Source organism: Bradyrhizobium sp. SSBR45G, assembly GCF_030159255.1.
Taxonomy (GTDB): Bacteria; Pseudomonadota; Alphaproteobacteria; order Rhizobiales; family Xanthobacteraceae; genus Bradyrhizobium.
Genome location: NZ_BSCT01000043.1, coordinates 23382 through 49800 on the forward strand (window position 1 = coordinate 23382; position 26419 = coordinate 49800).

General features: G+C 65.9%; 23 protein-coding genes. 13 read left to right on the plus strand and 10 right to left on the minus strand.

The annotated features are described in order from the left end of the window. The first annotated feature begins 96 nt into the window (after positions 1–96). Both QQL87_RS32315 and QQL87_RS32320 read left to right on the plus strand, forming a co-directional pair. A complete protein-coding gene (locus QQL87_RS32315; RefSeq protein ID WP_284423180.1) occupies positions 97–282 on the plus strand; it encodes a hypothetical protein in 186 nt (61 codons plus the stop codon). Between the two features lie 67 nt (positions 283–349). Next, entirely contained in the window at positions 350–2215 is a 1866-nt protein-coding gene (locus QQL87_RS32320; protein WP_284423179.1) for an ABC-F family ATP-binding cassette domain-containing protein, read from the plus strand. A gap of 43 nt (positions 2216–2258) precedes the next feature. Here the strand turns inward: QQL87_RS32320 and QQL87_RS32325 are convergent, their stop codons facing one another. From QQL87_RS32325 to QQL87_RS32335, 3 genes are all read right to left on the minus strand, one after another. Continuing rightward, a complete protein-coding gene (locus QQL87_RS32325; protein WP_284423203.1) occupies positions 2259–2759 on the minus strand; it encodes a hypothetical protein in 501 nt (166 codons plus the stop codon). A 214-nt stretch (positions 2760–2973) separates the two neighbouring features. Beyond that, positions 2974–3426, minus strand: coding sequence for a DNA polymerase III subunit chi (locus QQL87_RS32330; protein WP_284423178.1), 453 nt, complete (start codon positions 3424–3426; stop codon positions 2974–2976). Between the two features lie 15 nt (positions 3427–3441). Next, positions 3442–4941, minus strand: coding sequence for a leucyl aminopeptidase (locus QQL87_RS32335; protein WP_284423177.1), 1500 nt, complete (start codon positions 4939–4941; stop codon positions 3442–3444). A gap of 338 nt (positions 4942–5279) precedes the next feature. On the opposite strand from QQL87_RS32335, the gene lptF reads away from it, so the two are divergent. The 8 genes from lptF to QQL87_RS32375 all read left to right on the plus strand — a co-directional run bounded on the left by lptF (position 5280) and on the right by QQL87_RS32375 (position 17117). Then, a complete protein-coding gene (lptF, locus tag QQL87_RS32340; RefSeq protein ID WP_284423176.1) occupies positions 5280–6449 on the plus strand; it encodes an LPS export ABC transporter permease LptF in 1170 nt (389 codons plus the stop codon). Continuing rightward, a complete protein-coding gene (lptG, locus tag QQL87_RS32345; protein WP_284423175.1) occupies positions 6446–7558 on the plus strand; it encodes an LPS export ABC transporter permease LptG in 1113 nt (370 codons plus the stop codon). The genes lptF and lptG overlap by 4 nt, the downstream gene beginning before the upstream one ends. Next, complete coding sequence (locus QQL87_RS32350) at positions 7558–10056, plus strand: LPS-assembly protein LptD (protein WP_284423174.1); 2499 nt, start codon at positions 7558–7560, stop codon at positions 10054–10056. The genes lptG and QQL87_RS32350 overlap by 1 nt, the downstream gene beginning before the upstream one ends. 147 nt (positions 10057–10203) lie before the next feature. Then, the gene (locus tag QQL87_RS32355) at positions 10204–11142 is read left to right on the plus strand and encodes a SurA N-terminal domain-containing protein (RefSeq protein ID WP_284423173.1); all 939 of its coding nucleotides are present in this window, start codon (positions 10204–10206) and stop codon (positions 11140–11142) included. After that, on the plus strand, positions 11142–12143 hold the full coding sequence (pdxA, locus tag QQL87_RS32360; RefSeq protein ID WP_284423172.1) for a 4-hydroxythreonine-4-phosphate dehydrogenase PdxA: 1002 nt from the start codon (positions 11142–11144) through the stop codon (positions 12141–12143). The genes QQL87_RS32355 and pdxA overlap by 1 nt, the downstream gene beginning before the upstream one ends. Then, positions 12140–13000 (plus strand): 16S rRNA (adenine(1518)-N(6)/adenine(1519)-N(6))-dimethyltransferase RsmA, encoded by an 861-nt coding sequence (gene rsmA, locus QQL87_RS32365; protein ID WP_284423171.1) that lies wholly within the window; start codon positions 12140–12142, stop codon positions 12998–13000. The genes pdxA and rsmA overlap by 4 nt, the downstream gene beginning before the upstream one ends. A gap of 26 nt (positions 13001–13026) precedes the next feature. Then, a complete protein-coding gene (locus QQL87_RS32370; protein WP_284423170.1) occupies positions 13027–14085 on the plus strand; it encodes an alcohol dehydrogenase in 1059 nt (352 codons plus the stop codon). A 626-nt stretch (positions 14086–14711) separates the two neighbouring features. Further along, positions 14712–17117 carry a hypothetical protein gene (locus QQL87_RS32375; RefSeq protein ID WP_284423169.1) on the plus strand — a complete coding sequence of 802 codons (2406 nt, stop codon included), beginning with the start codon at positions 14712–14714 and terminating at the stop codon, positions 17115–17117. A 16-nt stretch (positions 17118–17133) separates the two neighbouring features. Here the strand turns inward: QQL87_RS32375 and gmk are convergent, their stop codons facing one another. From gmk to fabD, 7 genes are all read right to left on the minus strand, one after another. After that, positions 17134–17793, minus strand: a complete 660-nt coding sequence (gene gmk, locus QQL87_RS32380; protein WP_284423168.1) for a guanylate kinase — start codon at positions 17791–17793, stop codon at positions 17134–17136. A gap of 3 nt (positions 17794–17796) precedes the next feature. Then, positions 17797–18684 carry a YicC/YloC family endoribonuclease gene (locus tag QQL87_RS32385; protein ID WP_284423167.1) on the minus strand — a complete coding sequence of 296 codons (888 nt, stop codon included), beginning with the start codon at positions 18682–18684 and terminating at the stop codon, positions 17797–17799. A 122-nt stretch (positions 18685–18806) separates the two neighbouring features. Further along, positions 18807–20078: an endolytic transglycosylase MltG gene (gene mltG / locus QQL87_RS32390; RefSeq protein ID WP_284423166.1), complete on the minus strand. Its 1272-nt coding sequence runs from the start codon at positions 20076–20078 to the stop codon at positions 18807–18809. A 269-nt stretch (positions 20079–20347) separates the two neighbouring features. Continuing rightward, the gene (gene fabF, locus QQL87_RS32395; RefSeq protein ID WP_284423165.1) at positions 20348–21613 is read right to left on the minus strand and encodes a beta-ketoacyl-ACP synthase II; all 1266 of its coding nucleotides are present in this window, start codon (positions 21611–21613) and stop codon (positions 20348–20350) included. Between the two features lie 223 nt (positions 21614–21836). Next, on the minus strand, positions 21837–22076 hold the full coding sequence (locus tag QQL87_RS32400) for an acyl carrier protein (RefSeq protein WP_006610957.1): 240 nt from the start codon (positions 22074–22076) through the stop codon (positions 21837–21839). 440 nt (positions 22077–22516) lie between these two features. Next, a complete protein-coding gene (gene fabG, locus QQL87_RS32405) occupies positions 22517–23254 on the minus strand; it encodes a 3-oxoacyl-[acyl-carrier-protein] reductase (protein WP_284423164.1) in 738 nt (245 codons plus the stop codon). Between the two features lie 35 nt (positions 23255–23289). Further along, the gene (fabD, locus tag QQL87_RS32410) at positions 23290–24249 is read right to left on the minus strand and encodes an ACP S-malonyltransferase (protein WP_284423163.1); all 960 of its coding nucleotides are present in this window, start codon (positions 24247–24249) and stop codon (positions 23290–23292) included. Positions 24250–24605: 356 nt separating this feature from the next. Here fabD and rpsF point away from each other — a divergent pair, with 356 nt between their 5' ends. The 3 genes from rpsF to QQL87_RS32425 all read left to right on the plus strand — a co-directional run bounded on the left by rpsF (position 24606) and on the right by QQL87_RS32425 (position 26404). After that, positions 24606–25079, plus strand: coding sequence for a 30S ribosomal protein S6 (rpsF, locus tag QQL87_RS32415; RefSeq protein WP_284423162.1), 474 nt, complete (start codon positions 24606–24608; stop codon positions 25077–25079). A gap of 5 nt (positions 25080–25084) precedes the next feature. Further along, positions 25085–25324, plus strand: a complete 240-nt coding sequence (rpsR, locus tag QQL87_RS32420) for a 30S ribosomal protein S18 (RefSeq protein WP_006610961.1) — start codon at positions 25085–25087, stop codon at positions 25322–25324. A gap of 132 nt (positions 25325–25456) precedes the next feature. Further along, on the plus strand, positions 25457–26404 hold the full coding sequence (locus QQL87_RS32425; protein WP_284423161.1) for a DUF2232 domain-containing protein: 948 nt from the start codon (positions 25457–25459) through the stop codon (positions 26402–26404). The last annotated feature ends 15 nt before the right edge of the window (positions 26405–26419 follow it).

Sequence of the window (26419 nt, forward strand, 5' to 3'; positions counted from 1 at the left end):
AACCCAATTCGACCTATTCCGGCCGCTGCCCGGAAACCAAACGGCCAGCCATGACTTGTCAAGGCATCGTATTGAACATGCCCTTGGAACTTCGTCATGACAGGCCGCACCGCCGAATTCAGCGAGGCGCTCGATCGCAAGATGAGCCGATCGATCTGCGACGCCGTGGGCGAACGGCTGCAGCGCAGCCTGCCGCCCGAGGACTCGCATCTGCCGGATCCGCTCGCCCATCTGATGAACGAGCTGCGCAAGCGTGACGAGCCGCTCGCGCGCTTTGACTGAGCCTTCGATCAGCTGAAGCCGGCACAAACCGGTTGCGTTTGGCCGCGCGCGCGGTGACAAGGCGCGCATGCTTTCCATCACCGACATCTCCATCCGCCTGGCCGGACGGCTTCTCATCGACCAGAGCTCGGTGCAGATCCCGCCCGGCGCGCGCGTCGGTCTGGTCGGCCGCAACGGCACCGGCAAGTCGACCCTCTTCAAGGCCATCCGCGGCGAACTGTCGCTGGAGAACGGCAGCATCAGCCTGCCGCCGCGGTGGCGGATCGGCAGCCTGGCCCAAGAAGCTCCAAGCGGGCCCGAAAGCCTGATCGAGGTGGTGCTGCGCGCCGATCTCGAGCGCGACGCCCTGCTGCGCGAATCCGAGACCGCCGTCGATCCCGACCGCATCGCCGAGATCCAGATGCGGCTCGTCGACATCGACGCGCATTCGGCGCCGGCGCGCGCCGCCGCCATCCTCAGCGGCCTCGGCTTCTCCGCCGCCGACCAGGCCCGCGCCTGCTCCGAATTCTCCGGCGGCTGGCGGATGCGCGTCGCGCTCGCGGCCACCCTGTTCGCCGCGCCCGACCTGCTGCTGCTGGACGAGCCGACCAACTATCTCGACCTCGAAGGCACGCTGTGGCTCGAGGATCACCTCGCGCATTATCCGCGCACCGTGATCGTGATCAGCCACGACCGCGACCTGCTGGAGACGTCGGTCGACCAGATCCTGCATCTCGAGCGCAACAAGCTCACGCTGTACCGCGGCGGCTATTCGTCGTTCGAGGAGCAGCGGGCAACCCGCGAGATGCTCGACGCCAAGGCGGTCAAGCGCCAGGAGGCCGAGCGCGCCCGGTTGCAGGCCTTCGTCGAACGCTTCAAGGCCAAGGCCTCGAAGGCGCGCCAGGCGCAATCCCGCGTCAAGATGCTGGAGCGGATGAAGCCGATCACCGCGCTCGTCACCCAGGACGTGCACGAGATCACCTTCCCCGCGCCGGAGAAGCTGCTGTCGCCGCCGATCATCGCCGTCGACAACGCAACGGTCGGCTACGATCCGGCGCAGCCCGTGCTCAACCGCGTCACCTTGCGCATCGACAATGACGACCGCGTCGCATTGCTCGGCGCCAACGGCAACGGCAAATCGACGCTGGTGAAGCTGCTCGCCGGGCGGCTCGCGCCGTTCTCCGGCAAGATCACCCGCGCCGACAAGCTGTCGATTGCCTATTTCGCCCAACACCAGCTCGACGAGCTCGACGAGCTCGGATCGCCCTACACGCATGTGCGCAAGCTGATGGGCGAAGCGCCGGAATCGAAGGTGCGTGCCCGCGCCGGCGCGATCGGCTTTTCCGGCAAGGCGGCGGACACGCTGGTGAAGAGCCTGTCGGGCGGCGAGAAGGCGCGGCTGCTGCTCGGCCTCGCCACCTTCTACGGCCCGAACATGATCATCCTGGACGAGCCGACCAACCATCTCGACATCGACAGCCGCGCCGCGCTGGCCGAGGCGATCAACGAGTTTCCGGGCGCGGTGATCATGGTGTCGCACGATCGCTATCTGATCGAGGCCTGCGCCGACCGGCTGTGGGTCGTCGGCGACCGCACCGTGAAGACGTATGACGGTGATCTCGATGACTACAGGCGCATGATCCTGTCGTCGCGCAGCGGCGCAGCCGCGCGAGAGACGGAACGTCCGCAGGCCATCGAAAAAGCCGAGCGGCCGCGCGACAACCGGCGTGGCGCGCTGAAGCAGAAGATCACTGCGGCCGAAGCCGAGATTGCCCGCATCACCGAGATCATCGCCAAGATCGACGGCGCGCTGTCGCTGCCGGACATCTTCACGCGCGACCCGAAGCAGGCGGCGCAACTCTCGAAAGCACGCGCCAACGCGACCGAAGCGCTGGTGCGTGCCGAGGAGCAGTGGCTGGAGGCGAGCACGCTGTATGACGAGGCAGCCGGCTGACGAACCTGTATTCGTCAGCTGAACAAATCAGATCGAAGCGCGCTCAGGTGGCGCGCTTCTTCGCTTTCGCCGGCTTGGCCATCTTCGGAGCCGGACCCGGATCGGGCGCGCGCTCCACCGAGGTCAGGCGCCCCCCCGTAAAGGTGTAGACGCCGGCACGCGCACCGCGCAGCCAAGTGACGGTCGCAACGCGGTCGCCGCCATTGTTGCCGATGTTGACGCTGTCGGGCGCACCGATACCCCGCACGACGTCACACTCGGTATGGCCAAGCGCCACGGTGCCACCGGCGTTTGGCGGCGGCGCAGCGGCCGCATCGCTGGACAGCGCATTCGCACCCGCAGCAGCACCGGTCGGCGCCATTCCGGGACAGGCCCCATCCGTGCTGACGAGATCTTCCGCGTTGACCGGCTTTTCAGGCGACAGCGGCGGCGCGTCGATCGAGATGCTCTTGATGAACAGGCGCTGCGGCCGGTTGAACCACTCGGCATCCTTGGACAGGAAGTCGGGCGTGCTCGAGCATCCGGACACGACCGTTGCAAGCAAGAGGAACGGCAGAACGCGCGTCAGTTGTTTGTTGTGGTCTCGCACGATGAACCTTGCTGAATTGCAACCTGTGGACACTCTAAGGTGTTGTCCCACCATCACTTTGCGGCACGTTCGTGACTTTGCCAACGCTCTAGCCGGCAAATCGGCTGTTTACCATTAATCGCCCGGCGCTGCCATCACGCGCCCGTGCATGTTGTCAGGGCTTACGCCATCATTGCCGACGTTGCCAGCGCCCGCGCTCATCGGCCTGCCAGTAGGTGACATCGAATCCACGATTTTTGCAATCGGTCCACGCCGACCGCGCTGCAGCGAGCGCGTCCGTATCATCGCCGTTGAAGACCAGCACCACGCGCTCGTAGTTCTGCGAATCGGACGGCAGCGCCGCGTTGTCGACCAGGAATCTGACCGTCGCGCCGTTCGGATTGCTCTCCTCCACCGCCAGCACGATCGGCTGATCGGCGACATCGGGCACCCGCCAGGTCGCGTGCGGCAGAAACGAATCGTCACGATAGGTCCACAGATGCGCGTCGAGCGCATCGGCACGCTCCTCCGAGGTCGACTGCACCACCACCCGCCAGCCGCGCTCGAGCGATTTCTCGAGCAGCGGCGGCAGCACGCCTTCCAGCGTCATGTTCTGCAGATGATAGAACAGGACTTCGGTCATCCGCTCAGGACCCGGTTACGCTTTCGCTTCGTAGGAGTCCCAGACCAGGCGATCAAGCAGGCGGACGCCATAGCCTGATCCCCAGCTCTGGTTGATTTCCGATTTCGGCGCACCCATCGCGGTGCCCGCGATGTCCAGATGCGCCCATGGCGTGCCATCGACGAAGCGCTGCAGGAACTGCGCGGCGGTGATCGAGCCGCCGTGGCGGCCGCCGGTGTTCTTCATGTCGGCGAACTGCGAATCGATCAGCTTGTCGTATTCGGATCCGAGCGGCATGCGCCAGACCTTCTCGCCGGTCTCCTGCCCGGCCTTGATCAGCTTGTCGGCCAGATCGTCATCATTGGCGAACAGGCCGGCATGCTCGGTGCCGAGCGCGACCATGATCGCTCCGGTGAGGGTCGCCAGATCGATCATGAATTTCGGCTTGAACTTGGTCGCGACATACCAGAGCACATCGGCGAGCACGAGCCGCCCTTCGGCGTCGGTGTTGATGATCTCGATGGTCTGGCCGGACATCGAGGTGACGATGTCGCCCGGACGCTGGGCATTGCCGTCCGGCATGTTCTCGACGAGGCCGATCGCACCGATCACATTGGCCTTGGCCTTGCGGGCCGCCAGCGCGTGCATCAGGCCGACGACGCAGGCGGCGCCGCCCATGTCGCCCTTCATGTCCTCCATCGAGCCGGCCGGCTTGATCGAGATGCCGCCGGTGTCGAAGCACACGCCCTTGCCGATGAAGGCCACCGGCTGCTCGCCCTTCTTGCCGCCATTGTAGCGCATCACAACGGTGCGGCTCGGCCGCGCCGAGCCCTGGCCGACGCCGAGCAGCGCCCCCATGCCGAGCTTCTTCATCGCCGGAACGTCGAGAATCTCGACGGTGACGCCGAGCTTGCGCAGCGCGGCGGCGCGCTTGGCGAACTCCTCCGGATAGAGCACGTTCGGCGGCTCGTTGACGAGATCGCGCGCGAGAATCACGCCGTCGGTCACATGGGTGCGCGGCGCGAACGCCTTCTTGGCGGCGGCGACGTCGGAGACGGCGATCGAGACGGTGGCGCTGACGCTGCCATCGTCGTCCTTCTTCTTCGTCTTGTAGCGGTCGAACTGATACGCGCGCAGCCTGATCCCGGCAGCCAGCGAGCTGACCTGGTCCGGCGTCATCGGCCCGGCCGGAAGCTCGGCCAGCACCGTGACCGCTTCAGTCCCGGCGTTGAGTTTTCCGGTTAAGACCCCGCCATATTTGAGGAAATCCTTTTCCTTATGATCGCTGCCCTTGCCGGTCCCGATCACGATCAAGCGCTGAATCTTGATTCCTTCAGGGGCCAGCAGGTCCAGCACCGCGCCGTCCTTGCCCTTGAACCGCGCCGCTGCGGCCGCCCGCTTGATCAGGTCCGAGGCTCCCCCGAGCGCCTTGTCGGTCGCGGCTCCTAGCCGCAGCGAGTCATCGCAAAACGCCACCGCGATACCGCGGGAAGCGGTCGACAGCGGAACGAAGCCGACCTTGACGGTGTCGGACATCAAGCAATCCTCCAGATTTTCGACGTGAGAGCCGCCGCGACCGGGTCAAAATCCGAGCGGACAGACGGGGATGGCGGCAGTTCGGAACCCAACTTGGCAACAGTATGGCCTGCCTTGGCCAGGGCTGCCAAGCCTTCCCGTGGCGGGGCGGCCACAACAGTGAAATTTTGAACGTATTTTCGTGGCGCCACGCCACAGCCATTTTGTCGACGGATCAAAGGGATGGTAAAGATACTCACCGCTCTTGGAACGACACGGCGCAAGCAGCCCAGGGACCCGTTTCAAGGGGGGCTGCAGCGCTCGTTCCGGGACTGCTGATTTGGGATCGAGCGCGCACGATGGGGTCCATCGACAGGTACATCTTTCGCACGACGCTCGCGTCGTTTGCGTTGGTGCTGGTCAGCCTCACCGGGGTGATCTGGATCACCCAGGCGCTGCGCGGCATCGACCTGATGACCAGCCAGGGCCAGACCATCCTCACCTTCCTCGGCATCACCGGGCTGGTGATTCCGTCGCTGCTCGGCGTCATCGCGCCGATCGCGCTGATGATCGCGGTCTCGCACACGCTGAACAAGCTCGCCACCGACTCCGAGATCATCGTGATGAACGCCGCCGGCATGTCGCCGATCCGGCTGTTCCTGCCGTTCGCCTATGCGACCTGCGTGGTCGCCGTGCTGGTCACCGTGCTGGCGTCCTTCATCGCGCCCGACGGGCTGCGCCGGATCAAGCAATGGGACGCCGAGATCACGGCCGACGTCCTCACCAACATCCTGCAGCCCGGCCGCTTTGCGCAGCTCGACCAGAACCTGACGATCAGGATCGGCGAACGCCAGCCCGGCGGCGAGTTGAAGAGCATCCTGATCGACGACCGCCGCGATCCCAAGGAGCGAATCACCATCATCGCCGAGAAGGGCACCGTGGTAAAGAACACCGACGGCTCGTTCCTGGTGCTGGAGGACGGCAACCTGGAGCGTTTCGAGATCGGCAAGCGCGAGCCGGCGATGGTCGCGTTCGCCCGCTACGCCTTCGACATGTCGAAGTTCTCGAATCAGGGCCGCGATGTCACGCTCGGCATTCGCGAGCGCTATGTGTGGGAGCTGATGGCGCCCGCCGAGGATGATCCGATCTACAAGCAGATCCCCGGACAATTCCGGCAGGAATTGCACGACCGCTTCCTGGCGCCGATCTACCCGTTCGCTTTCGCCGCCCTCACCTTCGCGTTTCTGGGGGCGCCGCGCACCACCCGGCAGAGCCGCAACTTCTCGTTCGGCAGCGCCATTCTGGCCGTGTTCGGCGTGCGCATGGCCGGCTTTGCCTGCTCGGTCATGACCGTGAAGACGCCGATCGCGGCGCTGGTCCAGTACCTGATGCTGTTCGGCACGCTCGGCCTCAGCCTGTGGATCATTGTCGGCGGCGTCGTGGTCGAGCCGCCTGCCCGGCTCATGGAGGCGATCAACCGCTCCAATGCGCGGATCGCGCGGCTGTTCAGGAGGCCGGCCACCGCATGAGCATGGTCACCAACACGCTCGGGCGCTATTTCGCCGGCCGTTTCCTGGTCTCTGCGATCGGCGTGTTCGCGAGCATTTTCCTGCTCTTGGTGCTGGTCGACTACATCGAGATGGTCCGCCGCACTTCGGGGCTGGCCTCGGCCTCGGCGCTGATGGTGGCCGAGACCTCGCTGTTCCGGGTGCCGCAGCTGCTCGAGAAGATGATGCCGTTCTGCGTGCTGATCGGCGCCATGACCTGCTACCTCGCGCTGTCGCGCCGGCTCGAGCTTGTGGTCGCCCGCGCCGCCGGCGTGTCGGCCTGGCAGTTCATCGCGCCGGCGCTAGCGAGCGCGATCCTGCTCGGGCTGATGGCCACCACGCTGTACAATCCGATGTCGGCCAATCTGCGCGAGCTGTCGAAGCGCATGGAAGCCGAGCTGTTCGGCAACGCGCCCGGCGGCGGCGTTCAGGACGCGTCCGGCTTCTGGCTCAACCAGGTCACCCCCGACGGCGCGGTCATCATCAACGCCGCGCGCAGCGAGCAGCAGGGCGTCCGGCTGACCGGCCTGACGCTGTTTCGTTTTGAGACGAAGACTCCTGACGCGAAGAATCACTTCAAGGATCGAATCGAGGCCCGCGAGGCGACCCTCGAAGAGGGCCAATGGGTGTTCAAATCGGTCCGCCGATTCTCGCTCGATGCGCCGCCGGTCGACGAACCGACGTTCATTTTGCCGACGAGTCTGACGCCGGCGCAGGTCCGCAACAGCTTCTCCACCCCCGAAACTGTGTCGTTTTGGCAACTGCCGAGCTACATCCGTTCGTCGGAGAGTTCGGGGTTCGCGACCGCAGGGTACCGACTGCAGTATCATAAGCTCATCGCACAGCCGTTTTTGCTGGCTGCGATGGTCATGCTGGCTGCGTCCGTGTCCCTCAGGTTCTTCCGTATGGGTGGCGTTCAAAAAATGGTTTTGAGTGGCGTGGGCGCCGGCTTTCTGCTCTATGTCCTGTCGAAAGTAACGGAAGATTTGAGCAAGGCTGCGTTGATGGAACCGATTGTTGCGGCGTGGCTGCCGGTGTTCGTCGGCGGCCTCACCGGCTTCATGGCTTTGCTCTACCAGGAGGACGGCTAGTGTCGTTCGTTGCCGTCCGTCAGACCGCGCTCGCCGCGCTCCGGCTGCTTGCTGGTGCGCGCGTAGCGTCTTCGCGCGCCCGTTGCGCCGGGTCTGTCGTACTCGCTTGCGTGCTTGCGCTCGGCCTCGCGGCCGCCCTCGACGCCGCGCTGCTGTCGCCGGCTGCGGCGCAGGGCTTCACCTACAATCCGCGCCCGCCCAAGCCGCCGCCGCCGCGCGTCGCCAACGACAACCAGATGCTGGTCCAGGCGACCGAGGTCGACTACGACTACAACAACTCGCGCGTGTCGGCGGTCGGCAACGTGCAGCTGTTCTACAACGGCACCTCGGTCGAGGCCGACCGGATCATCTACGACCAGAAGACCAAGCGCCTGCATGCGGAAGGCAACATCCGCATGACCGACGCCGACGGCAAGATCACCTACGCCAACAGCCTCGATCTGTCGGACAATTATCGCGACGGCTTCGTCGATTCGCTGCGGGTCGAGACCGAGGACCAGACGCGGATGGCGGCAACCCGCGCCGACCGCTCCAAGGGAAATTATACCGTCTTCGAAAACGGTGTTTATACGGCCTGCGCACCGTGCAAGGACGATCCGAAGAAGCCGCCGCTGTGGCAGGTCAAGGGTGCGCGCATCATCCACGACCAGACCGAGAAGATGCTGTATTTCGAGAACGCCCAGCTCGAATTCTTCGGCGTCCCCCTGGCCTACATCCCGTATTTCTCGACGCCTGACCCGACGGTCAAGCGCAAGAGCGGCTTCCTGATGCCGGGCTTCACCCAGACCGGTGGCTACGGCTTCGGCGTCGACATCCCGTATTACTGGGCGATCGCGCCCGATTACGACGCGACCTTCACGCCGCGCATCACCTCCAAGCAGGGCGTGCTGGCGCAGGCCGAGTTTCGCCAGCGCCTGAGCAATGGCAGCTATCAGGTGCGCCTCTACGGCATCGACCAGCTGAACCGGAATGCGTTTGCCAACCAGCCCGGGGATCGCCAGTTCCGCGGCGGCGTCGACACCAAGGGTCAGTTCGCGCTTAACGACAAATGGGTGTTCGGCTGGGACGGCATCCTGCTGTCCGACTACATGTTCCTGTCGGACTACCGGCTGGCCCAGTACCGCGATCCGTTCAACTCGTTCATGAGCCTGCCGACGGAGGCGATCTCGCAGCTGTACCTGACCGGTGTCGGCAGCCGCAGCTTCTTCGACGTCCGGGCGATCCACTATCTGAGCTTCTCGGGCAACCAGCAGACCGTGCCGATCGTGTATCCGGTGCTGGACTACTCGAACGTGCTCAACTACCCGGTGTTTGGCGGCGAGTTCAGCTACAAGACCAACTTCGTCAATCTGACCCGCGAGCAGGCGGTGTTCGATCCGATCACCACCACGGCCAACACCAACGGTCTGTGCACGACGACATCGGCTGACCCGCTTGCGCGCCTGCCGACGCAGTGCCTGCTGCGCGCCACGCCCGGCACCTACACCCGCCTGACCGCACAGGCGGAGTGGCGGCGCTCGTTCACGGATCCCTACGGCCAGATCTGGACACCGTTCGCGATCCTGCGTGCGGATGCGATCAACGCCAACGTGACGAACCAGCCGGGCGTCGGCAACTTCCTGCCGACCGGCGACACCCAGGCGCTGCGGCTGATGCCGACCGTCGGCCTCGAATACCGCTACCCGTTCATCAACGTGCAGCCGTGGGGCACCACGACGATCGAGCCGATCGCGCAAGTGATCATCCGGCCCAACGAGACCTATGCTGGCCGGCTGCCGAACGAGGACGCCCAGAGCATGGTGTTCGACGCCAGCAACCTGTTCAGCGTCGACAAGTTCTCCGGCTACGACCGCGTCGAGGGCGGCGGCCGCGCCAATGTCGGCGTCCAGGCCACCACGCAGTTCGACCGCGGCGGCACCATCAACGTGCTGTTCGGCCAGTCCTACCATCTGTTCGGCCTGAACTCCTTCGCGGTTCAGGACATGAACAACACCGGCATCGGGTCCGGCCTCGACAAGACCGTGTCCGATTACGTGGCGCGGGTGGATTATTCGCCGAACCGGACCTACACCTTCAGCATGCGCAGCCGCTTCGATCAGCAGACGCTGAACATCCAGCGCTTCGAGGCGGAGGCCAAGGCCAATTTCGATCGCTGGTCGGTGGCCCTGACCTACGGCAACTATGCCGCCGATCCGGCGATCGGCTACCTCAACCGGCGTGAAGGCGTTCTGGCCAGCGGCTCGGTCAAGTTCGCGCCGAACTGGGTCGCGACGGGTGCTGCGCGCTGGGATCTCGTGGCCAACAAGATCAACCAGTATGTGATCGGGGCGGGCTACGTGGACGATTGTTTCGTGCTGGCCGCCAACTATGTAACGTCCTATAATTATACGACAGGCACAACGACGCCCGTTCTGAGCCATGCCTATATGCTCCAGATCGGACTCCGGACCCTTGCCAATTCCTCGACGACGGGAACCGGGACCGGAGGCCTTCAGTAGCGCGCGCCAGTCTCCGACCGGCGCTCCCTGGGTCCGAAATGACCGCGTCGAGGGCCATGTGTTGAGATCCAAGTGTTGAGATCCATGCTGTCGAGAGCCGTGGCGCCGCTCCCCAGTTGGACCGATTGCGAACAGCGAAGCCTAGTCATGACGATTGCGCTCCTTCCCCGTCTCAGGATCCTGACCATCTGCGCCGCGGCTGCGCTGGTCTGGGGGGCCGGCATCATGTCGGCTCGAGCCCAGAGCATCGCCGTCATGGTCAATGGCGATCCGATCACCGATTACGACATCGAGCAGCGAACCAAGCTGAACTTTCTGAGCACCCACAAGCAGCAGAGCCGCCAGGATGTGCTCAACGAGCTGATCGACGAGAAGGTGAAGATCAAGGAGGGCAAGAAGTTCGGAGTCGAGCCCACCTCTTCCGACGTCGACCAGTCGTTTGCCGCGATGGGATCGCGCATGCGCCTGAACGCCGAACAGCTGGCGAAATCGCTGGAGAGCCAGGGCATACGACCGGAGACGCTCAAGTCCCGCATCAAGGCTGAGATCGTCTGGACCAGCCTCGTGCGCGGCCGCTACAAGGAGCGCCTGATCGTCTCCGACAAGGACGTGGCCGCAGCCGTTGCGGCTTCCGGCGGCGACTCCGACCAACAGGGGCAGGCCTTCGAATACAAGATGCAGCCGATCGTCCTGATCGTCGGCAACTCCTCGAACCAGGGCGCGATGGAGATCCGGCAGAAGGAGGCGGAGGCGCTGCGCACGCGGGTGCAGAGCTGCGCCGACGCCAACACAATCTTCAAGACGACAGCCAACGCCGTCATCAAGGAGATCGTGGTCAAGACCTCGGCCGACATTCCGCCCAATCTGCGCAAGCTGCTCGATGACACCCCGATCGGCCACCTGACTCCGCCGGAAGCGACCAAGCAGGGCATCCAGATGGTCGCTCTCTGCGCGCGCACGCCGACCACGATCGACACGCCGAAGAAGCGTGAGATCAAGGAACAGATGTACGCCAAGAAATATGAAGCGACGTCGAAGGCCTATCTGCAGGAAGTCCGCAAGGCGGCGATGATCGAATATCGCTGATGACGAAGCCCCTCGCGCTTTCTCTGGGGGAACCGGCCGGCATCGGACCCGACATCACCCTGCAGGCCTGGCTGCGCCGCACTGAACTCGGGCTTCCGGCCTTCTACGTGCTCGGCGATCCCGCCTTCATGGCGCAGCGGGCCAAGCTGCTTGGGCTTCCGATTCCGGTGGCCGAGGTGCGCTCCGGCGAGGCGACGGAGGCCTTCGCAACCGCGCTCCCCGTGGTCGCCACAGGCCATCGCGTGACCGCCCTGCCCGGCCGCCCCGACGCGACCAGCGCCGAAGCCGCCATCGGCTCGATCCGTCATGCGGTCGCCGACGTCAAGGCCGGCCATGCCAGCGCCGTCGTCACCAACCCGATCGCCAAGGCCGTGCTCTATCGCGCCGGCTTCTCGCATCCCGGCCACACCGAGTTTCTTGCCGAGCTCGCAGCCGATGGCGGCCCGGCGCCGCAGCCCGTGATGATGCTGTGGTCGCCGACGCTGGCCGTGGTGCCCGTGACCATTCACGTCGCCTTGCGCGATGCGATCGCGCAGCTGACGAGCCCGCTGATCACCTCGACGACGCGCATCGTGGCCGCCGGCCTGCGGCGCTATTTTGGCCTGTCGCGGCCGCGCATCGCGATGTCGGGCCTCAATCCGCACGCCGGCGAGGACGGCACGCTCGGCACCGAGGAGGACACGATCATCGCGCCGGCGATCGCGACCTTGCGCAACGCCGGGCTGGACGTGCAGGGGCCGCTGCCCGCCGACACCATGTTCCACGCCGCGGCCCGCAACAGCTATGATTGCGCCGTCTGCATGTACCACGACCAGGCGTTGATCCCGATCAAGACGCTGGCCTTCGACGAGGGCGTCAACGTCACGCTCGGCCTACCCTTCATCCGCACGTCGCCGGATCACGGCACGGCCTTCGCGATCGCCGGCAAGGGCATCGCCAATCCGGCCAGCCTGATTGCGGCCTTGCAGCTGGCGGCGCGCATGGCCAGCCAATCGTCATGAGCGCGATCGACGACCTCCCGCCATTGCGCGAGGTCATCCGTGAACATCAGCTGTCGGCGCGCAAGGCGCTCGGCCAGAACTTCCTGCTCGATCTCAATCTCACCGCCCGGATCGCGCGCGCCGCAGGTCCCCTCGAGGACGCCACCGTGGTGGAGATCGGCCCCGGGCCTGGAGGCCTGACACGGGCCCTGCTCGCGCTCGGCGCACGCCACGTCATCGCGGTCGAGCATGATCAGCGCGCGATTCCCGCGCTGCGGGCGATCGCCGACCGCTATCCCGGACGTCTCGAGATCGTCTGCACCGACGCCCGCACCTTCGATGTCAGGCCCTATCTTGGTACGACCAAAGCGAAGATCGTCGCCAACCTGCCCTACAACATCGCTACGCATCTGTTGATCGGCTGGCTGTCCGCCGAGCCGTGGCCGCCCTGGTACGACATGATGGTGCTGATGTTCCAGCGCGAGGTCGCCGAGCGCATCGTGGCAACCGAGAACGACGAGGCCTATGGCCGGCTCGGCGTGCTCGCCAACTGGCGCTGCGAGACCAGGATCCTGTTCGACATTTCGCCGTCGGCCTTCGTGCCGCCGCCGAAGGTGACGTCATCCGTGGTGCGGCTCGTGCCGCGCCTGGCGCCCGAGCCGTGCGAGCGCCGCGCGCTCGAACAGGTCGCCGCCGCCGCCTTCGGCCAGCGCCGCAAAATGCTGCGGCAGAGCCTGAAGTCGCTGCCATCAGATCCTGCGCGCCTGGCTGCCGCGGCCGGCGTCGATCCCACGCGCCGCGCCGAGACCATTCCCGTCTCGGGCTTTATTGCCATGGCGCGCGAATTGACCAATAGTCGTGACGATAACAAGACCTAACAACAAGCCTTTCAGGGAGATTCATCATGGCGTTGATGCGCCGTCAGTCGCTCGTCAAGTTCGATGCGCCGCTGTGCGAAACCATCGTCGAAACGCCGAGGCCGCAAGGCCGCGAAGTTCTCGTGCGCATCGAGCGCTGCGGCCTGTGCCATTCCGACCTGCACATCCAGGACGGCTATGCTGATCTCGGCGGCGGCAAGCGTCTCGACACCACCCGCGGCATGACCCTGCCCTTCACGCTCGGACATGAGATTGCCGGCGTCGTCGACGAGGTCGGGCCGGATGTGCCGAAGGAGCTGATCGGCGCGAAGCGCGCGGTGTTTCCGTGGATCGGCTGCGGCCAATGCCGCGATTGTGCCAATGGTGATGAGAACCTGTGCGCCAAGCAGCGCTTCCTCGGCGTCTCGATCGACGGCGGCTTCGCCACTCACGTGCTGGTGCCCGACGCGAAGTACCTGCTCGAATATGATCCGCTGCCGGTCAATCAGGCGGCGACCCTGATGTGTTCTGGCGTGACAGCCTATGGCGCGCTGAAGCGCCTCGTGGATCGGCCGCGGCAGCGCAATCTGCTGCTGATCGGCCTCGGCGGCGTCGGCATGATGGGCCTGTCGTTCGCGCAGGCGATGTTCAGGCAGCCGGTCTCGGTGGCCGATCTCTCCGCCGCCGCCCGCGACACGGCGCTGCAGAATGGCGCCACCACGGCCTATGATCCCTCTGAGCCTGACGTGATCAAGCGCATCCTCAAGGAGACCGGCGGCGGCTTCGATGAGGTGGTCGATTTCGCCGGCAACGAAAAGTCGATGGCGTTTGCGGTCGCCGTCGTGGCGCGCGGCGGCAAGATCGTGGTGTCCGGACTGATGGGCGGCCAGTTCACCCTGCCGATGGTTCAATGGGTCTACAAGCGCATGACCATCGAGGGCTTCATGGTCGGCACTCTCGCGGAAGGCCAGGAACTGATGGCGCTGGCACGCGCCGGCAAGATCAAGCCGCCACCGATGCGCGAGGAGCCGATGGCCGACGTCCAGAAATGGATCGATGAGCTGCGCGCCGGCCACGTGGTCGGACGGGTGGTGCTGACCAACTGATTAGTTGTCCCATCGGATATCGCAGGCGACTGTGGTGCGTGCACAACGGCCGCTTGCTGCCACTCGGCACGATCGCTTGGACGGAGCGATAGGACGGACGGTGATCCTCGCCCCCCTCCCCTCGCGATCGCACTGTCCTGATCATGCTGTCGCCGACGGTGACCCCGACGCAAGCCGGCAGTGCCGGCGGCACCATCGGCAATGACGACAAGGCGCTTTCCGCAACGCGCTCCGAGCCACGGTCGGTCGAACGGGCGCGGCCCTCGTCGCGCCGGAGCGAGCCGTCGCGCGCGATCATGGGGGGGAGCGGAAGCTTCGACGGCGCTTGGTCGTCACGCGCCCTGCCGTGCGGCTTGCGCCGCAGATCATTCGCCTACGAACGCAAGGGTTGTCGTTGCACACGTCCTGATTGCCCTGCGACGAAACGGGCAGCCGATCTTCACCGTTGCGGCCGATTTGCCGCGAGATCGCGGCAAAAAAACGCGACGCGCCAAGATCCTCTTGTGGGAAAAAAGCCGCACTCGGTGATGAAAAGACCGGGCCAGAATTAATCCGGAATTGCGGCTCATTGCCACCCAACTTGTCTCCGAGAACGCGCCGTTGCGTAAGCGTATCCGGAGTCGTCAATGGCAGGCCGAACGGCAGGAGTTGCATTTGCCATTGCCGCCGGCATTGCAGGCCTGCTCCTGATCGCGCTGCCGCGCACCGCCATGACGGCGGAGGAGTGCCTGACCGAACCGAGCGGCGACAAGTCGGACGCCCAGCACTGGTACTATCGTTTCGACCGCGGGACCAATCGACGCTGCTGGTATCTGAAGGATGCGAATGGGCGCGAGATGGCTGTGCCCGCCCGCGCCACGCAGCAGCCGGCCGCCTGGGACTTTGCCCAGCCCACACCGCCCAAGCTGACGCCGCGACGGACGGATGGCCCGGCACAGCGCTCGAACGCTGACGCCATGGCAGAGCTGCCGCAGACCCGTCTGCGGACCGGCGTCGACGCGAGAGGGACGCCCAAGCCCCAAAATCTGGCGATCACGCCGACGACGTTGACGGCGTCCGATGCCAGCCTGCCGCGCAGCCTCGATGCCTCGCCTTGGACATCGGCACCGCCGCAGCAGGTCGACACGACCACGACCGATACGTCGCCGGCAGCGATGGCCGGTGACGGCAATGCCGATACCGACGCCAATGCCGCTGCCGGGAGCGACAGCCAGGCTGCCGTCGCCTCCAAGGCGACCAAGCCCGAAGCACCGATCCATGTGCTGATGCTGGTGGTGATCGGCGCGCTCGCGATCTCGGGCCTGCTGGCAAGCGCCCTCTACCGGCTCAGCCGCATGGGACGGCGCCGCAAGCGCAACGGCAGTTGGCACGAGGATGCGCGGTCACGCCGCGGACGCATGAAGGCACGCACCAAGGCGCCACAGCCCGCCGGCTCGCGTGCAGGCCGCGGTGGGATGCCGGGCCCCTCTTATGCCGATAGCGGTCGGGGCGCACAGCCGGTTTCGGCGCTCGAGCTGGCGGGTGCGCGATTGGGCAGCTCGCAGCCGGAGCACATGGAGTCCCGCGCGTACCGTCAGGCGCAGGCCCCAGCGCCCCAGCACCAGGATCATCAGCCCGTCTCGGCGCGCCGGCGCGAGCTTGACGCCGCCTCGGATATGCAGCGGCCGCAAAACACCGACGCGGTGTGGCAGGCGATCGATCAGCTCGCTGATCGCGCTTCGGCGCAACGGGCTCCCGCAGCCAACAGCCAGCAGATGGCTGCGGCTGTCGCACAGCCACCGGCCGCTGCCATGATGCCGCCTGCAGCGCCCCCGGCGCCGCAACAGCAACTCACGCCCCAGTTGGCAGCAGCGCAGATGGCTGCGGCGCAGGCCGCTGCCGCGAGCATCGCGGCCGCCAAGGCCAACGCTGCCGCGACCTCTCTGGCGGCCCAGGCGCCGCCCCGCGCGGCCCCGGTCGAGGCGCCGCCACAATCCTGGTCGCCGCCCCCCCAGGCGGCGGCACCAGCCGCTCCCGCAGCTACCTCCACTGCCGCGCCGCCCGCCCCTGTCGACGTTGGCGAAATCGTCTCGGCCCTGCGCAAGGCCCGCACCGGTGACGCCGCGTCGTCCGGCGGCGGCGCGCCGCTCGACGCCGCCAAGGTGATCGCCGCACTGCTGGTATCGCGCGCGGCCAAGCGACGCGTGCCCCAGGCCGCGGCTGGCGAGACCGGCGAAACCCCGGTCGCAGCCGTCCCCGCCGCGACGGCTCCGCCCGTGGCCGAGGCCGCCGCATCTCAGACGGCCACGGCCGCGCAGCAGCTGATGGAACGTCTGCGCAACGGCCAGCCGGCCGCTCAACCCGAACACGCACGGTCAGCCGATCCGGCGGCCGCGCTGATCGAGACACTTCGCGCGCATGCGGCGCGGCAGCCGGCCTATCAGGACGATGAAGATGATGACATCGCCGCGGCCGAGCCGGCGGCGAGGGTCGAGAGCACAGCCGCTGACGACGAGCTCGACGACCCCGCGGCGGCGCTGATCAATCTGCTGCAATCGCGATTTTCGTTGCCCGAAGACGAGCCGGAGCCGGCTCAGGACGAGGAGGAGGAATTTGCAGCAGCCGAGGCGCCGCAAAACCTCGCACGCTTGCAGGACGATCCTGCCGCGCAGCTGATGAGCATGCTGGAGTCGCGGTCCTCAATCCCGCCGGCACCACCTGTGATCGACAGGCCGCAAGCGCCGCCGCCGCAGCAGCATCACGTGCAGCCGCAGCAGCACCTGCAGCCCCGTCAGCAGCCACCGCAGCAGCAGCACCTGCAGCCCCAGCTCCGTCAGCAGCAGGCGCCGCAGCGGCCTCCGCAGCAACAGCAGCGCGCGCCACAGCAACAACGGCCGCCTTTCGTCCCGACCTCGTTCGAGGATCCGGCGAGCCCGCCGCTCGACTTCATTCCGCGGCCTCCGGCGCTGCGGCCGCGGCCGCGCAACATTCAGCAGGACGAGTCGCTCGACGGGATCCAGGACATTCTGGCGCGTCTTGGCCGCAGGGCGTAAGGCGACGTTTTCGGCTTCAGCCCTCGAGCTGTCGCTGCAGCTCACGCACGAAGTTCGTCAGACCGGTGCGGCGCTCGCGCTTCAGGCGCTCCGCCTTGAGGATCGACTGCACCTCGGCGAAGGCATCGTCGATGTTCCGGTTGATGACGATGTAGTCGTACTCCGCCCAGTGGCTCATCTCGTGGCTGGCGCGGCTCATGCGGCCGCGGATGACCGCATCGGAATCCTGCGCGCGCGTATGCAGGCGCTTCTCGAGATCGGCGGCGGACGGCGGCAGGATGAACACGCTGACCACGTCCTGCCGCGCCTTCTCGCGCAATTGCTGCGTGCCCTGCCAGTCGATGTCGAACAGCACGTCCTGGCCGGCCGAGAGCGCAGCTTCGACCGGCGCACGCGGCGTGCCGTAGCGGTTGTCGAACACGGTCGCCCATTCGAGCAGCTCGTTGCGCTTCGCCATCTCCTCGAAGCGGGCGCGATCGACGAAGTGATAGTCGCGGCCGTCGACCTCACCCGGGCGCATCGGACGCGTGGTTGCCGACACCGACATCTGCAGGCCCGGCATGCGCTCGATCAGCAGGCGCGACAGCGTCGTCTTGCCTGCGCCGGATGGCGACGACAGCACGAACATCAGGCCGCGCCGCTCGACGCCATCGAAGCTTCCGTCGTGAGCCGCCATGGATCACTCCAGATTCTGAACCTGTTCGCGGAACTGCTCGACCACGGTCTTCATTTCCAGGCCCGTATTCGTGAGCTCGATGTCGTTCGCCTTCGAGCAGCAGGTGTTGACCTCGCGGTGGAACTCCTGGGCCAGGAAGTCGAGCCGGCGGCCGACCGGTCCGCCCTTGCCAAGCATCTCGCGCGCCTGCGCGATGTGCGAGGCGATGCGATCGAGCTCCTCGCGCACGTCAGCCTTGGCCGCGATCAGCAGCGCCTCCTGCGCGAGGCGATCGGGATCGAAGCGATCGGAGGTGTCGAGCAAGGCCGCGACCTGCTCGGCGAGCCTGGCCTTGATCGCCTCGGGCTTGCGGCCCGGCGATGCCTCGGCCTTCGCTGCCAGTTTCTCGATCTCGTCGACGCGCTGGTTGAGGATCTGGCCGAGCGTGTCGCCTTCGCGCCGGCGCATCTCGACGAGATCTGTCAGCGCCGTCTCGAACGCCGCGATGGCTCCGTCCTTGGCGGCCTTGTCCTCGTCCTCGTCGCTCTCCGGCTCGGCCACCTCGATCACGCCCTTGATCGACAGCAGGCCGTCGATGCTCGGCGCGACGGCATCGATCCGGCCAGCCAGCGAGCTCGCCACCTTCAGCACCGCGGCCAGCACGTCCTCATTGATGCGCACCGTGGACCCGGTCTCGGTGCGCTTGACGGTGAGGTTCGCATAGACGGTGCCGCGCGACAGGATTTCGGTGGCGCGCTTCTTGGCGAAGGCCTCGACCTCATCCCAGCCCTGCGGCAGCCGCACCCGGACGTCCAATCCCTTGGCGTTGACCGACTTCAATTCCCACTCGAACGAGTAGGGACCGCTCGCCCCGTGACTACGGGCAAAGCCGGTCATGCTCGACAGCGCCATTTCGTCAATATCTCCGGCACATCAGGAACGGGGCAGACTCAGCCCCGCCAAAAGTGCGCGAACCTTACGGCCTTTTGCGCAAATGTTAAGCCCGGTTCTGCGCGGCCGGCATGCGTGGGAAATTATTGCTGAACGACCGGGGGGCTCGGCTGCGCCGCGCCCTGGCGGGGCCCATTGGCCGGTGGAGCTCCGGTGGCGCGGTTGGCCGGCGGCTTCTTGGCCCCCACTGGCGCACGAGGCGCCATGGCCGCCGGATCCGCCGCTCCGCCGGCAACGGCAGGCGGTGCCTCCTCCGGCTCGACGGTGTCGTTCTGAGTCTGCCGCTCCATCGCCCTGAGCTTGGCGACGTTCTTCTGATGCAGGTCGTAGGTCTCGGTGAAGGCGTGTCCGCCGGTGCCGTCCGCGACAAAATACAGATCGCGCGTCCGCGCCGGACTCGCGGTTGCTTCCAGCGAGGCGCGGCCAGGATTGGAGATCGGCCCCGGCGGCAGCCCCTCGATCACATAGGTATTGTAGGGCGAGGGCTGGGTGATCTCGCTGCGCTTGATCGGACGTCCCAAGGTGCCCTTGCCGCCGACCAGGCCATAGATGATGGTCGGGTCCGACTGCAGCTTGATCCGCTGCTTCAGCCGGTTCACGAACACGGCAGCCACGCGGCTGCGCTCGTCCGGCTTGCCGGTCTCCTTCTCGACGATCGAGGCCAGGGTGACCAGCTGCTCGGGCGTCTTCACCGGCAGATCGGGACTGCGCCGTTCCCAGATCTCGGCGAGCACACGCTTCTGCGCCTGCTGCATGCGCTGGATGACCTGATCGCGGCTGGTGCCGCGCGGGAATTTGTAGGTCTCGGGCAACAACGTGCCTTCGCGCGGAATCTCGCGGACGCTGCCGGTGAAGATGTCGTTGTCCGACAGGCGGGCGACGATCTGCTCGGAGGTCAGGCCTTCAGGAATCGTGACGCCATGCTGCACCACCTTGCCTTCGACGATCACACCGATCACGTCGCGCAGAGATGCATTCTTCTGGAACGAATATTCGCCGGGTTTCAGATCTGAACTGGCCTTCAGCGCGTAGACGCCGCCGATGAAGATCCAGGGATTGACGTCGATGACGCCTTCGCGCGCGAGCACGTCGGCGATGTCGCGCTTGCCCGCGCGCTGCGGGATGTTGACGATCTTGTCGTCCTGCAGCGGTCCTGGCGCCTCGAGGATCTGGCGGCCGTAGTAATAGGTCGCGCCGCCGCCGATCATGGCCAGGATGAGCAAGGTGATGATCGCGTTGCCGACCACCACGAAAGGATTACGTGCGCGTTCGGACCGGCGTGGCGGTGGTGGCACCCGTTCGGGCTCCAGCGCTGCGCGCGGACTACGGGGCGAGATGGGCGGCCGTTCACTCATCGATGCAACCTTCAGTCCTGTCGCTCTCGTCGTGGCCGTGCGCACCCCCACGCAAGCGACCTGAACTCCACGCCCATGCTAACGAATCGTCATCGAATGCGGCGAAAAGGTGTTTTCGCCGAGTCTCGCTCCTCTGCGCATCCGCTTACCGCGCCGGCGCTCGGCCGACCTGCGAAAGACACGCGAACTGTTGGGTTCTAGTGTGGCTGCAGTCGGATATCCGCGTGACAAAGTAGCAACATGTCCACGCGGTATTCCGCCCTTCCGCACTAGTTCACCACGCGCCGCAGGATCACCGACGCATTGGTGCCGCCAAAACCAAACGAGTTCGACAACGCCACGTTGATCTCGCGCTTGCGAGGCGCATGCGGGACGAGGTCGATCGCTGTTTCCACCGACGGGTTCTCCAGATTGATCGTCGGCGGCGCGATGTTATCCCGAATCGCGAGAATGCTGAAGATTGCTTCGACGGCGCCGGCGGCGCCGAGCAGATGACCGATCGACGATTTGGTCGACGACATCGAGATCTTCGGGGCGGCATTGCCGAGCAGCCGTTCGACCGCACCGAGTTCGATCTCGTCGCCGACCTGCGTCGAGGTGCCGTGGGCGTTGATGTAGTCGATGTCCGCGGCCGTGATGCCGGCGCGCTTCATTGCCGCGCTCATGCTGCGGAAGCCACCGTCGCCATCGGGCGACGGCGAGGTGATGTGATAGGCGTCACCCGACAGGCCATAGCCGCTGACCTCGGCATAGATCCGCGCGCCGCGCGCCTTGGCGTGCTCGTATTCCTCGAGCACGACGACGCCGGCGCCCTCGCCCATGACGAAGCCGTCGCGATCCTTGTCATAGGGACGCGATGCGCGCTCGGGCATCTCATTGAAGCCGGTCGAGAGCGCGCGCGCTGCGCAGAAGCCCGCCATGCCGATGCGGCAGATCGGCGATTCGGTTCCACCGGCCACCATCACGTCGGCATCGCCAAGCGCAATCAGCCGGCTGGCATCGCCGATGGCATGTGCGCCGGTCGAACAGGCGGTGACCACCGAATGATTGGGCCCCTTCAGGCCATGCTCGATCGAGACATAGCCGGAGGCGAGATTGATCAGTCGTCCGGGAATGAAGAAGGGGGAGACCTTTCGCGGACCGCGCTCCTTGAGCAGGATCGCGGTGTCGGCGATGCCCGACAGGCCGCCGATGCCCGAGCCGATCAGCGTGCCGGTCGCACAGCGATCCTCTTCGGTCGCGGGGTGCCAATTGGCGTCATCGAGCGCCTGACGCGCCGCGGCCATCGCGAAAATGATGAAATCATCAACCTTGCGCTGGTCCTTCGGCTCCATCCACTGGTCGGCATTGAAGGTGCCGTCGGAACCATCGCCGCGGGGCACCTGGCAGGCCACCTTGGCGGGCAGATCGGAAACGTCGAACGACTCGATGACGCGCGCACCGCTCTTGCCCTGAAGAATGCGCTGCCAGGTCGTTTCAACACCACAGCCAAGCGGCGACACCATGCCCAGGCCAGTGACGACAACCCGCCTCATGTTCGTTTCTCCAGACCCGCCCCTTCGGCGCGAGCGGATCGGCTCATGGCCGTCGCGGCACCTCGAGGTCAATTATTCCAGCAACAATGTCTGACATGGCAGCGCGTTCGAATCAGGCATCGCCTGACGCCGGATGACGGCTCATCGCGACGCCGCCAACAGCAAGAAACCGGTCGACCGCACAACACGGATCGGCCGGTTTCGCGCAACGCTCGCCGGAGCGTCAGCTCTTGGCGTTCTTCTCGAGAAACTTGGTGGCGTCGCCAACCGTCAGGATCGTCTCTGCGGCGTCGTCCGGGATCTCGCAACCGAACTCTTCCTCGAAGGCCATGACGAGCTCGACCGTGTCGAGGCTGTCAGCACCGAGGTCGTCAATGAAGCTCGCGTTGTCGACCACTTTCTCGGGCTCGACACCAAGGTGCTCGACCACGATCTTCTTAACCCGCTCGCCAATCTCACTCATCGTTCAACCTCGTGCTTGTTCCTTTAAGACCCGACCCCCGGATGATCCGCGTCATCCCGGCCGCTAAACTTCCTTCGCAATCGCGCAAAACCAGATTTGCCCCGCAGCGCCCCTTTACCGAAATCTGGCGGACGACTTGCGGTCCGAAAACTTCGGAAACGGGGCCACTCACAAACTCCAATCCTCAAGGACTCCGTGGGTCCGATACGCCTCCGACCCAGAGCGCTCAAACAGGAACCCGGATCAGGAAGCACCAGCCGACGGAGGCCCGGCGAACGATGGCAGCTCGCCCCGCCAATATACAGGGTTTGGAAATCCTGCAATGGCGTTCTTCGTGCCCTCGTGGGCGGCCCCGTTACCATACACGCGAATCATTGACCACAACGCCCGGGGCGGCCGATGCGACGTCTTTTCGCCGCATTCCGCCCCGCGGACGCAGGCTAGATCATCGCCATCCCGCCGTTGACGTGGATGGTCTGGCCGGTGACATAGGCGGCTTCGTTGGACGCAAGATACACCGCAGCTGCAGCAATATCCTCGGGCGTGCCCAACCGCGCCGCCGGCACCTTCGCCAGGATGCTCTCGCGCTGCTTGTCGTTGAGCGCGTCGGTCATCGGCGTCTTGATGAAGCCGGGCGCGATGCAGTTGGCGGTCACGCCGCGCTTGGCATATTCGGCGCCGAGCGTCTTGATCATGCCGATGAGGCCGGCCTTGGACGCCGTGTAATTGCCCTGCCCCGGATTGCCGGTGACGCCGACGATCGAGGTGATCGCGATGATGCGGCCGAACCGCTTGCGCATCATCAGCTTGGTGGCGGCCCGCGACAGGCGGAAGGTCGCGGTCAGGTTGACCCTGATGACCTCGTCCCAATCCTCGTCGCGCAGCTGCACGAACAGGTTGTCCCGCGTGATTCCGGCGTTGGCGACGAGAATGTCGACCTGCCCCATCGCCTGCTCTGCAGCCGGCACGAGCGCCTCGACCTCGGTGGCGTCCGACAGGTTGCAGGGCAGCACATGCACGCGGCTGCCCAGCTCGGCTGCCAGGGTCTCCAGCACCTCGCGGCGCGTACCGGAAATCGCCACCGTCGCCCCCTGGGCATGCATGGCCTTGGCGATCGCATTGCCGATGCCACCGGTCGCGCCGGTAACCAGCGCGGTCCTGCCACTCAGATCGAACATTCAACTCTCCTCAATGCCGCCTATAACGCAGCGCTTTACGACGTCTTGGCCGCGGCCAGTGCATCCTTGGCAGCCGCGATATCCGCCGGCCCGCCAACGGCGACGCCGACCGCGCCATCCGCAATCCGCTTGACCAGCCCGCTCAGCACCTTGCCGGCGCCGATCTCGAAGAACCGCGTCACGCCCTGGCTTGCCATATAGGCAATCGATTCGCGCCAGCGCACCGTCCCGGTGACCTGCTCGACCAGACGACGGCGAATCTCGTCGGGATCGCTGATCGGCGCGGCCAGAACGTTCGAGACGACAGGCGCGGCCGGCGCCTTGATCATGACCTTCGACAGCGCCTCCGCCATCACGTCGGCGGCCGGCTGCATCAGCTGGCAGTGGAACGGCGCGGAGACCGGCAGCAGCATGGCCCGCTTGGCGCCCTTGGCGCGCGCGATTTCGACGGCGCGGTCTACGGCGGCCTTGTTGCCGGAAACGACGACCTGGCCACCGCCATTGTCATTGGCGGCCTGGCACACCTCGCCCTGAGCCGCTTCTTCGGCTACCGCCACCGCGGCCTCGTAATCCATCCCGAGCAGCGCCGCCATGGCGCCCACGCCGACCGGAACGGCCTTCTGCATGGCGAGCCCGCGCGTCCGCAGCAGGCGGGCGGTGTCGGCAATCGTCAGGCTGCCGGCGGCAGCCAAAGCAGAATACTCTCCAAGCGAGTGACCGGCGACGAAGGCGGCGTCAGCTCCGACCGAGAACCCCGCCTCGGCCTCCAGCACCCGCAACGTCGCCATGGACACCGCCATCAGGGCCGGCTGGGCATTCTCGGTGAGCTGCAGGGTTTCGGCCGGACCTTCCCAGATGATGGCGGTCAGCTTCTCGCCGAGGGCGGCGTCGACCTCGTCGAACACCGCGCGCGCCGCCGGAAAGGCATCCGCGAGCGCCTTGCCCATGCCGACGGCCTGGGACCCCTGCCCCGGAAAAGTAAATGCTGCCGTCATGGCCGCCCCCTGAACGTTCCAAAATCCCTGGAATTGAGTAACTTTGGCCGGAAAGACACTGGCCAGGGCGGTGATGTCAAGCGCGTGACAGGCGCAATTCGACCACTTTCCCTTGCCTTGGGGCCGAAAATCGGTATAAGGCCCGCCATCCGTGGATCCCGAGCCGGGAGCTGAACGGACGGTCTCAGCAAATTCTCCCTGTCTAATCTCAACGAGATCCAGGCGACTTTGATGTGGCAGGGCCAGTCGGCCCGTCGTCCCGTGTTCCCGCCTTCTGAGCTGACGTCTGCGAGTCCTTTCCAAAAGGGCTCGAAGGGCTTGACGCCGGGGTTTGCGCCAACATGGAAAGGACAGCCATGCCTCTTTATGAGCATGTTTTTCTCGCGCGTCAGGACGCGAGCACCCAGCAGGTGGAAGAACTGACGGCCCAGATGACCGGCATCGTCGAAGGTCTGGGCGGCAAGATCACCAAGACCGAGAATTGGGGCGTTCGCTCCCTCACCTACCGCATGAACAAGAACCGCAAGGCGCACTTCGTTCTGCTCAACATCGACGCGCCGTCCGCGGCGATCGCCGAGATCGAGCGCCAGGAGCGGATCAGCGAGGACGTCATCCGTTACCTCAGCGTTCGCGTCGACGAGCTCGAGGAAGGTCCGTCGGCGATGATGCGCAAGGCGGATCGCGACCGTGAGCGCGACGACCGCGGCGGTGGTTTCCGTGGCGAGCGCGAAGGCGGTGGCTTCCGCGGCGATCGCGAAGGTGGCGGCGGATTCCGCGGCGATCGCGGCCCGCGCCGGCCGCGTGAAGAAGAAACGACGGAAGAGGAGTGAGATAGATGGCTGAAGCCCCCGCCCGCCGCCCGTTCTTCCGCCGTCGCAAGACCTGCCCGTTCACCGGCCCGAACGCGCCGAAGATCGACTACAAGGATTCGAAGCTGCTGATGCGCTACGTGTCTGAGCGCGGCAAGATCGTGCCGAGCCGTATCACGGCCGTGTCCGCTAAGAAGCAGCGCGAGCTGGCGCGCGCCATCAAGCGCGCCCGCTTCCTCGGCCTGCTGCCCTACGTCATCCGCTGATTGGCGGCCCCGAATCGGCGGCCTCGCGCCGCCGATTCGTTCTTCGGAATTCTCATAAGGCTTCCGGGTCGTCCGGTCGCCGATGGTTGGGGCCAGTGAGCCTCTAACCGCTCGAAGGGAGCGGGACAGCTGATGATCGGATCGCTTCTCATCGCCATTGCGGCAGGCGCTGCCTCCGCCGTCATGTTCGCCTCGACCATGTCGGGCGTGATGATGTCGCTCGTCCTCGCCTCGTTCGCTCCCGTTCCGCTGATGGTCGCCGCCATCGCCTGGGGGCGCCTCTGCGCCGCGATCGGCGGCTTGGCAGCGACAGCTTGCGTGTTCATGATCTTCGGGGCCGCTCGCGGCGAGCTCTTCGCCCTCGCGGTGGCGCTGCCCGCATGGTGGCTCGGCCACCTCGTGCTGCTGGGCCGCCCGGTGTCCGATCCCGCAGGCCACGCCGGGACGGAATGGTATCCGACGGACAACATCCTGCTCTGGATCGCGATGCTCGCGGCGCTGACCGTCGCGATTTTCCTGGGCACGGACATGTCGCAACTGGAACAGGGCATGCGCCAGCTTTTGCCGCGCGCGCTCGCCCAGGCAGGTGTATCTGACGCCGTCGACGTCCAGCGGCTGGTCGAGCTGACGGTGTTCCTGGCTCCGCCGATGATGACCATCATCATGACCGTCGTCCTCAGCGTCAACCTGGCGGTCGCCGCGAAGATCACATCGATTTCCGGCCGGCTGATCCGTCCCTGGCCCCGCTTGCGAGACACCAAGCTGCCGCTGATGACGATTCCGGCCCTCGTCGCGATCATCGGCTTGTGCTTCATGAGCGAGCCGGTCGGCCTGCTGGCCAGGATGACCGCCGCGGCGCTGCTGACGGCCTATGCGCTCACCGGCTTCGCCGTCCTCCACACGCTGACGCTGCTGATGCGAACCCGTCCGCTCTGGCTCGGCCTTGCCTATGCCCCGCTGCTGACCTTCGTCTGGCCGTTGCCGATGCTGGCCATGACCGTGCTCGGCCTCGCCGACGCCGCCTTCGACCTGCGCCACCGCTTCGGGCCGCGGCAGCCGCCGCCGTTGCCGGTGCCGTAAAAGTTCAACCCCACA

What these genes read in the sequence shown, in the direction of transcription:
- QQL87_RS32315 (WP_284423180.1), top strand. Translation starts at nt 97, where the DNA reads ATGACAGGCCGCACCGCCGAATTCAGCGAGGCGCTCGATCGCAAGATG.
- QQL87_RS32320 (WP_284423179.1), top strand. Translation starts at nt 350, where the DNA reads ATGCTTTCCATCACCGACATCTCCATCCGCCTGGCCGGACGGCTTCTC.
- QQL87_RS32330 (WP_284423178.1), bottom strand. Translation starts at nt 3,426, where the DNA reads ATGACCGAAGTCCTGTTCTATCATCTGCAGAACATGACGCTGGAAGGC.
- QQL87_RS32335 (WP_284423177.1), bottom strand. Translation starts at nt 4,941, where the DNA reads ATGTCCGACACCGTCAAGGTCGGCTTCGTTCCGCTGTCGACCGCTTCC.
- lptF (WP_284423176.1), top strand. Translation starts at nt 5,280, where the DNA reads ATGGGGTCCATCGACAGGTACATCTTTCGCACGACGCTCGCGTCGTTT.
- lptG (WP_284423175.1), top strand. Translation starts at nt 6,446, where the DNA reads ATGAGCATGGTCACCAACACGCTCGGGCGCTATTTCGCCGGCCGTTTC.
- QQL87_RS32355 (WP_284423173.1), top strand. Translation starts at nt 10,204, where the DNA reads ATGACGATTGCGCTCCTTCCCCGTCTCAGGATCCTGACCATCTGCGCC.
- pdxA (WP_284423172.1), top strand. Translation starts at nt 11,142, where the DNA reads ATGACGAAGCCCCTCGCGCTTTCTCTGGGGGAACCGGCCGGCATCGGA.
- rsmA (WP_284423171.1), top strand. Translation starts at nt 12,140, where the DNA reads ATGAGCGCGATCGACGACCTCCCGCCATTGCGCGAGGTCATCCGTGAA.
- QQL87_RS32370 (WP_284423170.1), top strand. Translation starts at nt 13,027, where the DNA reads ATGGCGTTGATGCGCCGTCAGTCGCTCGTCAAGTTCGATGCGCCGCTG.
- QQL87_RS32375 (WP_284423169.1), top strand. Translation starts at nt 14,712, where the DNA reads ATGGCAGGCCGAACGGCAGGAGTTGCATTTGCCATTGCCGCCGGCATT.
- gmk (WP_284423168.1), bottom strand. Translation starts at nt 17,793, where the DNA reads ATGGCGGCTCACGACGGAAGCTTCGATGGCGTCGAGCGGCGCGGCCTG.
- QQL87_RS32385 (WP_284423167.1), bottom strand. Translation starts at nt 18,684, where the DNA reads ATGGCGCTGTCGAGCATGACCGGCTTTGCCCGTAGTCACGGGGCGAGC.
- mltG (WP_284423166.1), bottom strand. Translation starts at nt 20,078, where the DNA reads ATGAGTGAACGGCCGCCCATCTCGCCCCGTAGTCCGCGCGCAGCGCTG.
- fabF (WP_284423165.1), bottom strand. Translation starts at nt 21,613, where the DNA reads ATGAGGCGGGTTGTCGTCACTGGCCTGGGCATGGTGTCGCCGCTTGGC.
- QQL87_RS32400 (WP_006610957.1), bottom strand. Translation starts at nt 22,076, where the DNA reads ATGAGTGAGATTGGCGAGCGGGTTAAGAAGATCGTGGTCGAGCACCTT.
- fabG (WP_284423164.1), bottom strand. Translation starts at nt 23,254, where the DNA reads ATGTTCGATCTGAGTGGCAGGACCGCGCTGGTTACCGGCGCGACCGGT.
- fabD (WP_284423163.1), bottom strand. Translation starts at nt 24,249, where the DNA reads ATGACGGCAGCATTTACTTTTCCGGGGCAGGGGTCCCAGGCCGTCGGC.
- rpsF (WP_284423162.1), top strand. Translation starts at nt 24,606, where the DNA reads ATGCCTCTTTATGAGCATGTTTTTCTCGCGCGTCAGGACGCGAGCACC.
- rpsR (WP_006610961.1), top strand. Translation starts at nt 25,085, where the DNA reads ATGGCTGAAGCCCCCGCCCGCCGCCCGTTCTTCCGCCGTCGCAAGACC.
- QQL87_RS32425 (WP_284423161.1), top strand. Translation starts at nt 25,457, where the DNA reads ATGATCGGATCGCTTCTCATCGCCATTGCGGCAGGCGCTGCCTCCGCC.